Annotated in this window: 15 protein-coding genes and 5 tRNA genes; 4 read left to right on the forward strand and 16 right to left on the reverse strand. The window is 35.8% G+C overall.

Annotation, left to right across the window (positions count from 1 at the left end):
- Positions 1 to 38: 38 nt before the first annotated feature.
- Complete coding sequence (locus ACKXGF_RS09035) at positions 39 to 665, reverse strand: MBL fold metallo-hydrolase (protein WP_411953441.1); 627 nt, start codon at positions 663 to 665, stop codon at positions 39 to 41.
- Positions 666 to 817: 152 nt separating this feature from the next.
- Between ACKXGF_RS09035 and ACKXGF_RS09040 the strand changes: the two genes are divergently transcribed.
- Positions 818 to 1,000, forward strand: a complete 183-nt coding sequence (locus ACKXGF_RS09040; RefSeq protein ID WP_167264244.1) for a DUF2759 family protein — start codon at positions 818 to 820, stop codon at positions 998 to 1,000.
- A 27-nt stretch (positions 1,001 to 1,027) separates the two neighbouring features.
- Here ACKXGF_RS09040 and ACKXGF_RS09045 read toward each other — a convergent pair whose 3' ends face one another.
- The 7 genes from ACKXGF_RS09045 to ACKXGF_RS09075 all read right to left on the reverse strand — a co-directional run bounded on the left by ACKXGF_RS09045 (position 1,028) and on the right by ACKXGF_RS09075 (position 7,482).
- On the reverse strand, positions 1,028 to 1,816 hold the full coding sequence (locus ACKXGF_RS09045; protein ID WP_411953442.1) for an ABC transporter permease: 789 nt from the start codon (positions 1,814 to 1,816) through the stop codon (positions 1,028 to 1,030).
- A 13-nt stretch (positions 1,817 to 1,829) separates the two neighbouring features.
- Positions 1,830 to 2,531, reverse strand: coding sequence for an ATP-binding cassette domain-containing protein (locus ACKXGF_RS09050; RefSeq protein WP_411953443.1), 702 nt, complete (start codon positions 2,529 to 2,531; stop codon positions 1,830 to 1,832).
- A gap of 135 nt (positions 2,532 to 2,666) precedes the next feature.
- A complete protein-coding gene (locus tag ACKXGF_RS09055; protein WP_411953444.1) occupies positions 2,667 to 4,670 on the reverse strand; it encodes an LTA synthase family protein in 2,004 nt (667 codons plus the stop codon).
- A 109-nt stretch (positions 4,671 to 4,779) separates the two neighbouring features.
- Positions 4,780 to 4,968: a YqgQ family protein gene (locus ACKXGF_RS09060; protein ID WP_411953445.1), complete on the reverse strand. Its 189-nt coding sequence runs from the start codon at positions 4,966 to 4,968 to the stop codon at positions 4,780 to 4,782.
- Positions 4,969 to 4,983: 15 nt separating this feature from the next.
- Positions 4,984 to 6,525, reverse strand: coding sequence for a rhomboid family intramembrane serine protease (locus tag ACKXGF_RS09065; RefSeq protein WP_411953446.1), 1,542 nt, complete (start codon positions 6,523 to 6,525; stop codon positions 4,984 to 4,986).
- A 28-nt stretch (positions 6,526 to 6,553) separates the two neighbouring features.
- Positions 6,554 to 7,069 carry a hypothetical protein gene (locus ACKXGF_RS09070; RefSeq protein ID WP_411953447.1) on the reverse strand — a complete coding sequence of 172 codons (516 nt, stop codon included), beginning with the start codon at positions 7,067 to 7,069 and terminating at the stop codon, positions 6,554 to 6,556.
- A gap of 23 nt (positions 7,070 to 7,092) precedes the next feature.
- Complete coding sequence (locus ACKXGF_RS09075) at positions 7,093 to 7,482, reverse strand: hypothetical protein (RefSeq protein WP_411953448.1); 390 nt, start codon at positions 7,480 to 7,482, stop codon at positions 7,093 to 7,095.
- Positions 7,483 to 7,658: 176 nt separating this feature from the next.
- On the opposite strand from ACKXGF_RS09075, the gene rpmG reads away from it, so the two are divergent.
- Positions 7,659 to 7,808: a 50S ribosomal protein L33 gene (gene rpmG / locus ACKXGF_RS09080; protein WP_167264229.1), complete on the forward strand. Its 150-nt coding sequence runs from the start codon at positions 7,659 to 7,661 to the stop codon at positions 7,806 to 7,808.
- Positions 7,809 to 7,868: 60 nt separating this feature from the next.
- Positions 7,869 to 8,447 (forward strand): 5-formyltetrahydrofolate cyclo-ligase, encoded by a 579-nt coding sequence (locus ACKXGF_RS09085; protein WP_411953449.1) that lies wholly within the window; start codon positions 7,869 to 7,871, stop codon positions 8,445 to 8,447.
- A 34-nt stretch (positions 8,448 to 8,481) separates the two neighbouring features.
- Here the strand turns inward: ACKXGF_RS09085 and ACKXGF_RS09090 are convergent, their stop codons facing one another.
- The 3 genes from ACKXGF_RS09090 to ACKXGF_RS09100 all read right to left on the reverse strand — a co-directional run bounded on the left by ACKXGF_RS09090 (position 8,482) and on the right by ACKXGF_RS09100 (position 12,639).
- Complete coding sequence (locus ACKXGF_RS09090; RefSeq protein WP_411953450.1) at positions 8,482 to 10,602, reverse strand: peptidoglycan D,D-transpeptidase FtsI family protein; 2,121 nt, start codon at positions 10,600 to 10,602, stop codon at positions 8,482 to 8,484.
- Between the two features lie 87 nt (positions 10,603 to 10,689).
- Positions 10,690 to 11,910, reverse strand: a complete 1,221-nt coding sequence (locus ACKXGF_RS09095) for an MFS transporter (protein WP_411953451.1) — start codon at positions 11,908 to 11,910, stop codon at positions 10,690 to 10,692.
- A gap of 117 nt (positions 11,911 to 12,027) precedes the next feature.
- The gene (locus ACKXGF_RS09100) at positions 12,028 to 12,639 is read right to left on the reverse strand and encodes a superoxide dismutase (protein ID WP_306974487.1); all 612 of its coding nucleotides are present in this window, start codon (positions 12,637 to 12,639) and stop codon (positions 12,028 to 12,030) included.
- A 210-nt stretch (positions 12,640 to 12,849) separates the two neighbouring features.
- Here ACKXGF_RS09100 and ACKXGF_RS09105 point away from each other — a divergent pair, with 210 nt between their 5' ends.
- Entirely contained in the window at positions 12,850 to 13,935 is a 1,086-nt protein-coding gene (locus tag ACKXGF_RS09105) for an SDR family oxidoreductase (protein WP_411953452.1), read from the forward strand.
- A gap of 38 nt (positions 13,936 to 13,973) precedes the next feature.
- On the opposite strand, the gene ACKXGF_RS09110 is transcribed toward ACKXGF_RS09105, so the two are convergent.
- The 5 genes from ACKXGF_RS09110 to ACKXGF_RS09130 form a co-directional block, all read right to left on the reverse strand.
- A tRNA-Ser gene (locus ACKXGF_RS09110) sits at positions 13,974 to 14,063 on the reverse strand.
- Between the two features lie 19 nt (positions 14,064 to 14,082).
- Positions 14,083 to 14,159, reverse strand: a tRNA-Ile gene (locus ACKXGF_RS09115).
- A gap of 9 nt (positions 14,160 to 14,168) precedes the next feature.
- Positions 14,169 to 14,244, reverse strand: a tRNA-His gene (locus tag ACKXGF_RS09120).
- A 24-nt stretch (positions 14,245 to 14,268) separates the two neighbouring features.
- Positions 14,269 to 14,342 (reverse strand) — tRNA-Met (locus tag ACKXGF_RS09125).
- Position 14,343: 1 nt separating this feature from the next.
- Positions 14,344 to 14,418: transfer RNA gene (locus ACKXGF_RS09130), tRNA-Asn, on the reverse strand.
- Positions 14,419 to 14,465 lie beyond the last annotated feature (47 nt).

The raw sequence follows: 14,465 nt of genomic DNA on the forward strand, positions 1-14,465 counted from the left end.
GCTCAACTCCTCCAGAGGGGGGTTGAACCTTTTTTATTTTATGTCCTTAAAAATGGATTATTCATTTTTTCGACACCGATTGTCGTTTGTGGGCCGTGACCAGGATAAGCAGTTGTTTCATCTGGTAATGTGAGTAATTTAGTGTTGATCGAATGGATGAGTTCGTCATGATTACCAAACGGTAAATCTGTTCGGCCAATTCCTAGTTGAAATAATGTATCACCTGCTATTAAGACACTTTCTTGTTCAAACCAAAACGATACACTACCTGGTGAGTGACCAGGGGTATGCAGAATTTGAAATGAAAACGAGCCAATTGAACAAGATCCCTCGTTTAGATAGCCATCAGCACGTTTCGAGGCAGCGATATGGCCAAGGTTAAACCACTCTGAGCCATTCAATGCTGGATTCACTAACCAATCTCGCTCATTTTCATGAATATAAACATTTAATCCAAAATAATTACGGACTTCATCTACAGCCCCAATATGATCAAAATGAGCATGTGTTAATAAAATAGCCTGTGGTTGCAAATCATAATGATTGATATAATTAATGATCTCATGAGCATCACCACCAGGATCAATGATTAATACTTGCTCTTCTTGTGCTAAAATATAACAGTTAGTCCCTATTATTCCTAATGACAAGCTTTTAATGTTCACAAAACGTTCCACCTTTTTTGACTAATTTTTATTGAAATCACTCGACATCACATAGTATTTTCTATAAAATATACATGAGGTCTTTACGTTTAATACACAGAATTATCGTAATCATAACAAATTGATTGTTTTTCATTCAAGGAGGATCAGATATGGCAGTTGGAGAATTTGTATTTGCTATCATGATGTTAGTTGTTGCTGTTCTAAGTGGTTTTGCACTTGTTCGTGAAATTAAGACTCGTAACTTTTTTGCAGTTATATTTGCAGGTGCCTCTTTAGGGTTATTTGGATGGTACTCAATTATGACTATCTATAGTCAATTATTCACAGGTTAATAATAGTCGGCTAACGATTTGATCTAATCAATCGTTAGCCGACTTTTTAATATCTTCTAATTTCAATAATTGCATTTGTTGATTAAAGAAAAATCGATACATAATCATTGAGATAAAAATAGCGCTAATCGAAACGGACGAAAATATGCTTATTGATATAACAAGTTGATATTTAATCGCGACAATAGGTGCTACACCACCTAAAATTAACCCTGTCATCATACCAGGTAGTTGGACTAATCCGATCGTTTTTAGCTGGTCAATATTGGGGATTAAAGCAGCATTCAAGGTTTTTTTAATCGATAAATGTGCAGCTTGTTTAGGTGTTGCTCCAAGGGACAGTGCAACAATAAGTTGTCCTCGATTTTGCTCAAATTCGTTTTTTAATCGTTCAAGTGCTAGCCCCATTGCCACCATACTATTACCAATAACCATGCCACTCATTGGAATCACTTCATCAGGTGAAAATGAAATCATTCCGAAACTAAGCCACATTGTTAACACTGTTAATTCTATAATCACTAACCCTAATAAAATTGAAATGAAGGCACGGGGAAACTCTTTCCCTTTCTTTCTTGCGTGAAAAGTAGCGACAGTTATCATAACAGACAACATAATCGGAATCCCTACGATCGGCCTTAAATCAAACAAGTAAGTTAAAACAAGACCAATAAAAAATAATTGCGCAGTACCTCGTAAGGTAGACCAGATAATATCTTTCTTTAATCCAAGAGAGTAATAATAAGAAATCGTTAGCGGAATCATGACGAAAACTAATAATAAAAATAAAGAATAAGTAGGAATATCGCGTTCCATAACTGCCTCCTTATTAAGAACGATTTAGGAATGCTTGTAGTTCCGGAGTGTCAGGCTCTTCAAGTAATTCCTCAATAGGTCCATGCTCAATAATTTTACCTTCTTCAAGGTATAACCCTTTAGTACCAACTCTTTTAGCTTGGTCCATACTGTGTGTGACGAGAACAACGGTTAAATGACGTTTTTCAATTAAGTCAATTAAATCCTTCTCAATCGCTGCAATATTTTGATCGTCCAAAGCACTTGTCGGCTCGTCTAATAATAAAACATCTGGTTTATTCGCCAAGGTGCGTGCAAGTGAAACACGTTGTTGTTCTCCACCAGATAACTCATCTACTGATTTCGAAATAAAATCATTGGGTAGGTTCACATAATCTAATAATCGATAGGCTAATTGTTCATCCCATTCTTGAAATAAATCAGGCCCGAAACGTAAATTATCTTCAACTGTCCCTTGAAATAAATACGGTTGTTGTAACACAAGACCAACTTGCTTTCGTAATTCTGGAATAGAAAATTGACTAATTGGTTCACCACGAAACAAAATGTCACCTGTCTCGGGATCATCCATTCGGTTAAATAAGTGCAGTAAGGTTGACTTCCCAGATCCAGAGGGCCCAAAGATGACTAACCGGTCTTCTTCATTTAAATTAAACGAGATATTTGATAAAATTAATCGTTCTACTTGATTAAACTGGAACAATGGACTAGTCATATTAAAACTCCTTTTTCATCTCTAGTGTTCCTCTGCTAATGAAAAATAGACGAGTACCTATGAAGGAACTTATATGGTCGATATTCTAAAAAGTGATACTTGTATTATTCACAAGTATCACTTTTTAACAATTCATTATTCATTTTCGTTATTAGTTTTACCATCGTTTTCAGTATTAGTCTCGTTATTAGCTTCGCTATCGTTTTCAGTTTCAGTCTCGTTATTAGCTTCGTTATCGTTCTCAGTTTCAGTTTCTTCAAGCTCTTCAACTAACTCTCCATTTTCAAAATCATAAAAGCGGAATAAATCGCCGTAAATGATTTCATCTGAATAGTTAAGTTCTTGCTGACTTTGTTCTCGAATGTCACTACAGTTCGTTCCTTCTACAATTTCTCCAGACCCATTTTCATAACAATTTCCACCGGCATAAATGTAATCTTCTCCCACTACACGACCGTCACGAAATGCGATAAAGTCTTTGCGGTCTTCTGCAAATAAGTCATTACCAAACATAATATCATTTTCATTATTGATCCCAAGCATATTTAATAACGTTGGTTTGAAATCAATTTGACCTGATAAAGTTGACTGCGTTTTACCACCTTCTTGACCAGGTACGTGAATCATTAATGGTACTTTTTGCAATTTGACTTCATCATAAGGAGTGATTTCTTCTTTACCTAAGAATTTAGCCATCGATTTATTATGATATGAACTTATACCATAATGGTCAGCTCCAATAATTATAATGGAATCTTCATAAATACCTTCATCTTTTAATTGTCCGATAAATTGTTCTACCGCTTCATCTGTGTAGCGAGCCGTTTGCATATACTGATTCAAAGTTGTCGAGTCTGAATCATACTTATCGATCGACGCTTCTTCCTCAGGAATTTCAAACGGGAAGTGATGAGTCAATGTAATAAATTTAGCATAATACGGTTCTTCTAACTCTTTCATATGGTCTATTGATTGAGTAAAGAAATCTTTATCATTCAATCCCCATCCAATGACATCTTCTTCTTTTACATCATAAAATTCTTTATCGTAGAATTTCTCATACCCTAATGTATCGTACATTACGTTTCTGTTCCAAAAGCTTCCATTGTTCGCGTGAAAGGAATAAGAAGAATAATCTAATTCCTCTTTAATGATCTTCTGTACGGAATTATACTTATTTTGTGCATGCGTGAAGAATGCTGCACTGTTCGGCAAAGGGTATAAACCATTATCCAAGATAAATTCATGGTCAGCAGTTTTTCCTAAACCTGTCTGATGGTAAAAGTTGTTAAAATAATAACTTTCTTCTTTAAAATCATTGAGAAATGGGGTGATTTCTTTTCCATTTACTTTCTCATCAATGACAAACTCTTGCATGGATTCCATCGCAATATAAATTATATTTTTGCCCTCAGCAACTCCAGATAAATCTACATTATCTTTTTCTTCCTCTTCACGCACATTTTCATTAACATAGTCATCGATTTCACCAATTTCTTCACCATCAGCAAACAGTCGTTTCGATTGGGTGGCAGTGGTCATGACAATATCGTAAACATGAAAAACAGGTAATCCAACATTCTTCACAAGATATTCTCGGTCAAAGCCCCGTTGAAATAACTGTGGGCGTTCCATTTGAGCTAGTGTGAAATTAAGTGCTAAACCAGCTAGTGCAACAACCACAACACGTCTTTTAAAAGCATTTGAAAAAGTCGGTAAAGTAAATTGTCGTTTCTTCAAGAAAATAAAGATTAGAACTAAATCCAAAAACAACAAAATATCAGTAAAATAAACGAGTGAGAGGACACTACTTCCTAAATCACCAGCGTTATTAACTTGAAATAATGTTGGGATCGTAACGAAATCAGTAAAATTACGATAATACAATAAATTAGCAATTAGTATGAATGATATAACACTGGCTGTAATTATAATAAACCATTTTTGTTTATTAGGTTTAAACCATATCGCAAAACTAAATAGAAAGAAACTAATCACTAATGAGTTTGTGATTAAAATAGTTTCTTGAAATGTCGTTTCTATAGATAAATCAAAATAGAAACGATAAACTACATAAGATTTTAGACCAACTAATAAGCTTGCCACTATAAACAGTGGCAGTCGATTTATAATTTTCATTTCTTTCCCTCCGCAACCCTAAAACACCCAAACAACGTTCAGGCATTACGAACAAAAGCACTTTTCTTAATTCCCGTTTTCGACAAAAGTAAACATATTTAAACGGTTATTAATTGTTGTTCTTTTCAGCGTTTAATACTAACAAAGCGCGTTGATACTCTTCAATAGAGATCAACCCATTTTCGTATAACTCTCTTATTTCGTGTTCCATCATGATTATATCAGATTGTCGATTACCAATATAGACAAAAATTCCAAATTGTTTCAGAAGTTTTTGGATATCGATTAATGTTTCCATTAGTGTCACCTTTCATTATTCAGTAAGCTCATCATAAAACTTTTGAAACTGTTCATGATCTGGTTTTAGCTCAGCTGCTTTTTCGGCATATTCAACAGCTTTTTGATCTTCACCTGTCTGTCTATATAATACAGCTAAATTATAATGAGCTTCACCCAAATCGGGATTGATCTCTATTGATTCTTTTAAGTCACTTTCAGCTTGATCATATTGTTCAGTTTCTAAATAGGCAATGGCACGATAAAAATAAACATACTCGTGATCAATATTCTCATTAACACTTGTCGTTAACAAATCGATTGTCTCTTGATAATTTTCTTGTTCAATTTGCTGTTGTGCTAGTAATGCTAATGCTTGAGGGTTCTCTGGTTGTTTAGCATTAGAATAACCATAGAAACCCATTCCAATTAGTAAGCCAATAAAAAGAACAGATGATGCAATTGCACGAAAAAGTTGACGTTTATAAGGGAGTTGAACAATTTGAGCTGCTAAAAAGCCGCCTATAAGACCTCCCAAATGGGCCCCGTTATCAATCTGAGGCACTACAAAGCCTAATGCGATATTAAGTCCGACAATAAAAAGTAGGTTTGTTCCAATTGTTTTAAAAAACAGCTCACGATAATTTAAACCAAAAAATAATAAGGCCCCAAACAAACCAAAAATAGCACCTGACGCACCAGCTGCTACTGCATCATTCGTCGCAAAACTTGCGACGCCACCAAATAATCCAGCTAAGCTATAGACAAATAAAAAGCGACTAGTACCATATATTTTTTCAGTTACTTCTCCTAAAAAATACAAGGCTAACATGTTCATAAATAAATGGAAAGCGCCAATGTGTAAAAACATCGATGAACCAATTCGCCACCACTCTCCATCAGCAATAGCAGGATTATACTTAGCACCCCAATCAATTAAATGAGCTGTGTTTGTGCTCGTTCCATACATTTCAACAAAAGCAAAAACAAGTAAGTTCACCATAACTAATAGATAAGTGAGTTTCGTCTTACCATAGAAAAATACTCGATTAAACTCACGTTCCTTAGCTTTATGATAACCAATAATTTTCTGCTCTAAATAAACGACTTGACGGTCTAAATCTTCTTCTTCAAATTCAGAAGTCACAATCGTTTCATCAATTGTGGTATGCAAGTTGTTAAATAAGCGATTCAACTCTTGGCTGATCGCGTTTTCATGTAGATAATAAACTGACGTTGTTTGATGATTAGAATCATTTGTTTGCGCTGAAGTGATCGCACTTTCCCAGTCATCAACAGGTGGAAGATCTGCGACGTAAACAATATTATAATGTTGTTTACGTCCCCTAAATAAACGAGCGTTTTTATTTAAATAATTGATTTTTTGATTAATATCTCTTTGTAAATGATTGCTCCAATCAAATAATTGATGAGCGACAGCCACAATATAGCTTTGACGTTTCTCATACTTTTCTAAAACAACAAAATCTCGATATTCCGAAACAAATCTAACTTCAAATTGATTATTAATCAATTGATCAATTAACTTTAACATTCGATATCGTTCTCGTATATACATCCGCGTAACCCCGTTCTAAAATCACATACTAATTTGTCATCGTAATCGCTATTTGGTCTAAGCTCATATTAGGAGTCACTATAAAAGACCCCGTTTGAATCGAACGACTATAATCATTCTCACGGAAATATTCCTTCAGTTTCGATTGGTCTTCAATAATATTTTCTTCTTGCAACTGAGAAGCAACTTCTTCAAGACCCATCCCCTGTTCAATGACTAATTCATATCCCACATTCTGGGATGATCCACTATTTTCATTCCCTTTTTCTAATTGAGATATCTTATCTTCTAATTGTGCATTGTCCTTTTCTAAATTCATTAATTGTTCATGTTCAGAACTCGTTAAGACGACATGATCTTGTTCTTCTAATAATGCTCTTGCTTCATCTTCTGTCATTGCCTCTTCTTCATTATTCAACTCGCTATCCTTTTCTGACATCGTTTCAGCTCCTGCTTGGTTGTCCATTTCAATGAAATAAACAACTCCTATAATAACGGTTGATAAAAGAAGACCCAATGAAAAAGACATGACAATTGGTTTCATATTACGCGTCCTTTCCTTCAAAGCTAGGCAAATAGTTGATTATCTGACTTTTGCTGAATAATAATCTTAACATCATCTTCTGCCAACCCTGTCTGTTGTTCAATTTCTTTAGGATTATAACCTTGTTGATGTAAACTTTTGACCTTTGCAACAATAGCAGGTTCCTTATGTTCACTCCCAGTTTCCTTAACGGATTGCTCTTGTTTAGTATGGAAGTTGATATCCATCGTTTCTGATAATAATTCTTCTTCTAATACTTTAATTTTATTATTAAGTACATATTGGTTTTGAATTTGACTCATAGACAATTGTTCCAACTCTTGTTCTAGATCAATAAATCGATTACTCATAAAAAAGGATATGATGAACAAACTAATACCAATAACTAATAAAGTCGTTAATACATAAATCAACTCTGTCACACCTTACATTAAATAGCATTCATGTTACTAGTTTATCATGTTCAATAATACAAGAGAAATCCTTTTCATAAGTTGAGTTATCTAGAAAATTTTCTTGAACGTATGATATAATTTTGATATGATAATTAAGTCAAATTGATTGTATTAATGAAACGGAGGGAAAATCCATGCGTGTACAAATTACACTAGCTTGCACGGAAACTGGTGACCGTAACTATATTTCAACTAAAAACAAACGTACAACCCCAGATCGTCTTGAATTGAAAAAATATTCTCCACGTTTAGGTCGTCATACGTTACACCGTGAAACGAAGTAAAACAGTAGGATTTCCTGCTGTTTTTCTTTATATTGGCAGAATTTAAAGGAGTTGTTCCTTTTGTACAAGCAAACCTTTCGCAAGCTCGCAAAACGGTTGATGGCTTACATACCCTCTCAAGACAAACAAGATGCTCGACATACAATTGAAGACATTTTGTATACCACTGATATGTGGAAGCAAGCGGAGACCATTGCCATTACTATTCCACGTGAACAAGAACTAGATACTCATCAAATTATTAATAAAGCCTGGAAGGAAGGCAAAAAAGTTGCTATTCCAAAGTGCTATCCCAAACAAGATCACGATATGAAGTTTTATGAATATACAAATCGATTAGAACTTGAAAATGTCTATTTAGACCTTTATGAACCTAAAACGGATGACGTACGTTATATCGCCCCGTCTCAAATCGACTTATTATTTGTACCAGGATTACTATTTGACCAACAAGGTTATCGCATCGGTTATGGCGGAGGGTATTATGACCGTTATTTACCTAACTTTCATCAAACCACCATTAGCCTAGCCATGGAAGAACAACTCGTCAACTCACTACCATCTGATGAATTCGACCAACCAGTTGACTACATCATAACGAATCAAAAATTACTTACACCTTATAAAGAAAGACTGTAAACGACCTTTAAACAAAAGTCGCTTACAGTCTTTTTTAGTTAGCTGATTCTGTTTCAGTTTCTTCTTCTAGACTTTCTTCGCTTGAAGCTCGATCATCCCTGATCTCAAAATAAGCATCCAGTGCTCGTTCGCCTATTTTATAATTTGGCGATTCATCAGTATCCGTTCCTGCGTGTGGTACCATAACCGCAAATGCTACTTCAGGATCGTCGTGAGGGGCGTACCCAATTAAATTTAGGTTATGGACATCACCTAGATTCTCGCCATTTACAATTTTTTCAGTTTGAGCTGTACCTGATTTACCTGCAGATGTATAATCTTTGTCACTAAAATACGGTTCTCCTGTACCACCTGATTCTTGAAAGGCTTGCCTAAACCCTTCCTGAACACGATCAATATAACTATCATCCATATTAATTTTATTTAATACTTTAGGCTCCAAAGCTTCATATAATGGTCCTAACCCTGCTGTTTCACCAGGATTATGCATTTGTTTCACTAATCTTGGTGCCATGCGATAGCCATCATTAGCAATTGTTGATACATATTGACCTAATTGTAAGGTCGTATATGAGTGATGCTGTCCAATGGCATACTGCATTTGCTTACCTGGGTTTGGATTATCATTAGGCCCTTCATAACCAGTTGATTCATAAGGTAAATCGATTCCTGTTTCAACACCTAGGCCAAACTGAGAATAATAATTTCTTAAATCGAAGTAGGCTTGCTGACTATAACTGATACCTTCGCCACGAAAATCATATTGACCAGACCATTCCCCATTCATACGCATCGCAATGAATCCCATATAAACGTTTGATGATTCTCTTAGTGCACCAATATCATTCAATGAACCAAGTGTACTATAAGAACTAAATGTTCCTCCATTAGGTAAATGAATCGTTTGATCTCTAATCACTTCTCCAGGTGAAATCACCCCAGAATCTAAACCAGCAAGAACAGTTGCACCCTTAACCACTGAACCTGGTTGATAAGCATTGTTAACAACCTTGAATGATTCATCTGAAAGCTTGGGCTCATCACCTTGTGCACCACGGTTGTATGTTTGTCCCGACATCGCTAGTATTTCACCAGTATTTGGTTCCATCATAATCGCCATTGCTGAATCCATATTTCGGTTCTCATGTGGATCACCTTCAATTGCTTCCGTTAGTTCTTCACCAACTATCTTATCTAAACGTTTTTGTAATTCGAGGTCAACAGACAAGACTAAGTCCTTGCCTCGCTCGCCTTCTCGTACGAGTTCACTCGTTAAGACATTTCCACTTGAATCTGTTATATGTTCACGGATCTCTTTTTGACCAGATAATTGTAATTCATAGTATTCCTCTAAGCCGCTACGGCCTACGCGATCATTTCGACTATAATTATGTGAAAGGAAATAATCTAATTGAGCGTTTGGAATCCCCTGGTCAGTGCTTGATATACTACCAATAAAGTTCTTAAATGCGTCGTCTTCAACTAAATAATTACGATCCCAGTCTGTGGTGACATTGACACCATCAAACTTACTTAAGTTCTCTGCAATGATGGCATACTCTTCATTCGTAACCGATTCACCTCGCTTAATAATATGAGGTGTTAAGGCACTAGCTTGATTTAACTTACGAAAGATCGCGATCATCTCTAATTTTTGATCAGAGTAGTTATTAATATCCTCTTCTTTAATTTTTTCAAGTACTAATTGATATTGTTCATCACTATCTAAATCTTCTTCCTCTGCACTCAAACGTCCATAAGCTTTATCATGGTTTTCCATTATCCAATAATCCTTTAAATCCCTCTCGGTAATGGAATCAACCTCTTCTTCCGTCATATCAATATATTCAACCAGCGTTTTGGCTATTTCTAAGTTATCTTTAGGTTGAACGTTCTTAGGTGGTGTATAAGTAATCGCTAGGACTGGTTCATTATCAACCATTAATTCTCCAGTACGATCAAACATCCGACCTCTAGGAACAGGATTTTTCGATGTTTCTTGATCGGTTCGGTTAATTTCCTCCTGTGCATCTTGTCCATATAATATCTGAACGACACCTAATTGTAATATGAGTAATGAAAACAATAAAAAGATAAGAAAAAACAATAAATTTAATCGAAGGGGTAAATGTGACTTACTTTTCTTCTGTTTCACTTTCAAGCTCCTCTCCCTTCATATACATAACTACATTATAGCATCATTTATAGTCTACGATAAGGAGCTAAGTGCAACAGTTTTTTGTCAATCTTTCGAATAAATCCGAACAACTAACATATTCACAATTAAATAGCCAACACCGAAAAGGATAATGGCATAAGTCATCCATATTCTTTGTGGGAACACCTGAAGTCCAAGCAAAAATAGTAGCAACGAACTAGCTCGTCCGAAGTTAAGAGCAATTTCTCGAAGAATAATGTATTCGATTCGGTATTCTTTGGCTTCACTTGCTTCACCAATGACATCATAAGATATCGACATGAATGGAGCAAAAAGTAATGGAAAAACAATACCAACCATAGCTCCATATACATAAAACTCATATGATAAATCAGATTGTAATAGCCAAAACACAGATAAATACAATGTCACAGCACCAATTGTAATAAAGCGCAAACGATTAGAAGGTTTAACATAGTTAGCCACAATTCGATAAGCGACCAGTGATGTCAGTGCATATATGAAGTTATAAATCCCTACCGTCATTTCACTCGTCGTTCCAATATAAACAATTAAGCCGACTAAAAATAAGAAAACTCCTTCACGCGATCCTTGGAAAAAATGTGCATGCAGTAAATAACGCCAATTAAAATTTTTCTTTCTCTCATTTAAAGCAATACGAAGAAGATAACGTTCATCAACTTTCCTTCGTTCCATAAAAAAGCTGCAAATAATCGCTAAGATAAATAGCGAGAACGAGATAAAGAAGATCGTCAAATACCCACTATAGCCTTCTAACGAAGATATAATAAATCCGGCTGTAATAGGTCCAATCATCCCACTGAAAGACTGAAGCATGCCTAATGTACTGTTAAAGTAATCTCGTGTATATGGTTCTGTCACTTCAAACGTTAAAACATTAAACGCTAACCAAAAAAAGCCATACCCAGATCCAAGTAAAGCTCCGAGAAGATAATTATATTCTGCAGCTTGATCACCAAAACTTAAAACAGATATAAAAAATAAACTAATGAGCACAATCCCCAGCCGTAAAATCAACACACGGTCAATTCGCTTAGCCCACTTACCAAATAAAAAATAAGTCAATATTTGGGTAATCGCAATTAACAAATTATAGACAGCTACAACTTCAATGTCCTCCGATTGTTTCCAAAGAAAAATGTTAACAAAGATATTCGATAAGAAAATACCTAACGTATATAAAAAGCCGATTAACAATAATAACTTTAAATTCTTTCGTTCATTCTCTGACACATCTTCATTTAACTGGTTGAACAAAAGCATATACAACCCTCTTTTCTGTCTCTTATTTTTGACAGTAATGAGGTGCTTATTCAATTTGTTCAAAAATAAAAAGCTTGCACCCAGTAGATACTGAATGCAAGCTTAAAAAACGTTTATTTATTTAGCATCGTTATAACGTTTACTTACTTCGTCCCAATTAACGACATTCCAAAATGCATCGATATAATCCGGGCGACGGTTTTGATACTTCAAGTAATAAGCGTGTTCCCAAACGTCAATGCCTAAGATTGGTGTAACACCTTCCATAACTGGTGTATCTTGATTTGGCGTTGAAGTGATTTCTAAATCACCATTTTTAACAACTAACCAAGCCCAACCTGAGCCGAAACGTCCTGTAGCAGCTGCTTTGAATTGATCTTTAAAATCTTCAAAGCTGCCAAATTTTTCATTAATTTTATCAGCTAGTTCACCTGTTGGTTGGCCACCACCATTTGGTGATAATACTGTCCAGAATAGTGCGTGGTTAGCGTGGCCACCACCATTATTACGTACAGCTGTTTGAATATCACTAGGTAGTGAATCTAAGTTTTGTAGTAATTCCTCGAGTGATTTGTCTTGAAGATCACTATGTCCCTCAAGCGCTGCGTTTAACTTCGTAACATACGTATTATGGTGCTTCGTGTGGTGGATGTTCATCGTTTCCTTGTCAATGTGTGGTTCTAATGCATCGTATGCATAAGGTAATTCTGGTAGTTCAAATTTAGCCATAATTAAATCCTCCTTTACATAATACGGTGGAAGTTTTTCAGAATTTCCACTCAATTAAAAGATTATCAATCGCATTCAGTTTATGCAAGTTTTATGCCTTAATTTAACTTACATAGAAAATTTACCACGTCATTTATTAGCTTAAACATCTAATATAAACTTAAAATTTCAGAAAAATATGGTAATATAGTGTTAATAAGGAGGAGTTATATGAAATACACCTATACAATCACTGGATTTCCAGGGTTTTTAGCTAATCATCTCATTCACGATTTAGTATCCCGTCAATATGTCTCTAAACTTTATCTCTTAGTTTTACCTTCAATGAAATCCAAAGCTGAAAAGATGATTGAAAGAATAACAACTAATTATGCCATTGATTATGAGATCATCGAAACCGACATTACAGAACCATCTTTAAATTGGAATCAATCTGAATTTGAAAAAGTAAGCCATGATACCACTCATCTCATTCATTTGGCAGCCATTTACGACTTAGCTGTTTCATACGAACTTGCCAATAATGTAAATGTGAATGGTACGCATCATATTAATCAATTCGCCAAAAGTTGTCCTCATCTAGAGCGTTATGTCTATTACAGCACAGCTTTTGTTTCAGGTGATCGAGAAGGCATTGTTTATGAAAGTGAAATAACTCAGCCCGCAAATTTTAAAAACCACTACGAACAAACCAAGTATGAAGCAGAATTATTGGTTGAAGAGATTAAAAATCATGTCCCAACAACGATTATTCGTCCAGGAATCGTCATAGGTGACTCCAAAAGTGGTGAAACGGATAAGTTTGATGGACCTTACTTTATACTGAACACATTAAACTCATTACAACACGCACCAATCTTGCCTTACATTGGACAACAAGAAGCTAGAGCTAATTTCGTCCCAATTGATTATATAGTGGCCGCTTCCATTCATCTATTACATAGTGAAACAGCTATTAATAAGACTTTTCACTTAACTGATCCTCGTCCCTATCAAGCACAAACTGTTTATTCGATGTTTACATACCATTACTTAAACAGACAACCAGTTGGACAAATGCCCTATTCATTTGCGCGATTCACACTACGATTTTCATTCATAAGGAAATGGCTTGGTATTGAACAAGAAGCGCTGGATTACTTTATTTGTAATGTCTATTATGATTGCAGTGAAACTCTAAATGAATTAAAAGGTACTGGTATCATTTGCCCTGACTTAGCAACTTATTTACCTCAGATTATTAACTATTACAAAAAACATCAGTACGATCAAACGAAACATGTTTTAATTAAATAACATTAAAAAAAGCTTATCTAAGATAAGCTTTAAAACAGCGGAGGAGGAGGGATTCGAACCCCCGCGGGCCGTAAAGCCCCTAGCGGTTTTCGAGACCGCCCCCTTCAGCCGAACTTGGGTACTCCTCCGTTGATATTTGAATTAATTTGGTGGACCCTGCAGGATTCGAACCTGCGACCGATCGGTTATGAGCCGATAGCTCTAACCAACTGAGCTAAGGGTCCCTGTTAACATGGGGCGACCGGTGGGGTTCGAACCCACGCGTGCCGGAACCACAATCCGGTGCGTTAACCACTTCGCCACGACCGCCATGTTTAGTTAATTATGTATAAATAGCGGCGGAGGGGATCGAACCCCCGACCTCACGGGTATGAACCGTACGCTCTCGCCAGCTGAGCTACACCGCCATGGCTCCAGCGGCAGGATTCGAACCTGCGACCAATCGGTTAACAGCCGATTGCTCTACCTCTGAGCTACGCTGGAATATATGATCTCGTCACTAAGAACAGCGACGAGATATAATTTACCAT

The sequence above is a fragment of the Alkalibacillus sp. S2W genome (genome assembly GCF_046764385.1).
Classification (GTDB): Bacteria; Bacillota; Bacilli; order Bacillales; family Alkalibacillaceae; genus Alkalibacillus; species Alkalibacillus almallahensis.

Coding starts and splice junctions, on each gene's coding strand:
- ACKXGF_RS09040 (WP_167264244.1), top strand. CDS start 818: ATGGCAGTTGGAGAATTTGTATTTGCTATCATGATGTTAGTTGTTGCT.
- ACKXGF_RS09045 (WP_411953442.1), bottom strand. CDS start 1,816: ATGGAACGCGATATTCCTACTTATTCTTTATTTTTATTATTAGTTTTC.
- ACKXGF_RS09050 (WP_411953443.1), bottom strand. CDS start 2,531: ATGACTAGTCCATTGTTCCAGTTTAATCAAGTAGAACGATTAATTTTA.
- ACKXGF_RS09055 (WP_411953444.1), bottom strand. CDS start 4,670: ATGAAAATTATAAATCGACTGCCACTGTTTATAGTGGCAAGCTTATTA.
- ACKXGF_RS09060 (WP_411953445.1), bottom strand. CDS start 4,968: ATGGAAACATTAATCGATATCCAAAAACTTCTGAAACAATTTGGAATT.
- ACKXGF_RS09065 (WP_411953446.1), bottom strand. CDS start 6,525: ATGTATATACGAGAACGATATCGAATGTTAAAGTTAATTGATCAATTG.
- ACKXGF_RS09070 (WP_411953447.1), bottom strand. CDS start 7,069: ATGAAACCAATTGTCATGTCTTTTTCATTGGGTCTTCTTTTATCAACC.
- rpmG (WP_167264229.1), top strand. CDS start 7,659: ATGCGTGTACAAATTACACTAGCTTGCACGGAAACTGGTGACCGTAAC.
- ACKXGF_RS09095 (WP_411953451.1), bottom strand. CDS start 11,910: ATGCTTTTGTTCAACCAGTTAAATGAAGATGTGTCAGAGAATGAACGA.
- ACKXGF_RS09100 (WP_306974487.1), bottom strand. CDS start 12,639: ATGGCTAAATTTGAACTACCAGAATTACCTTATGCATACGATGCATTA.
- ACKXGF_RS09105 (WP_411953452.1), top strand. CDS start 12,850: ATGAAATACACCTATACAATCACTGGATTTCCAGGGTTTTTAGCTAAT.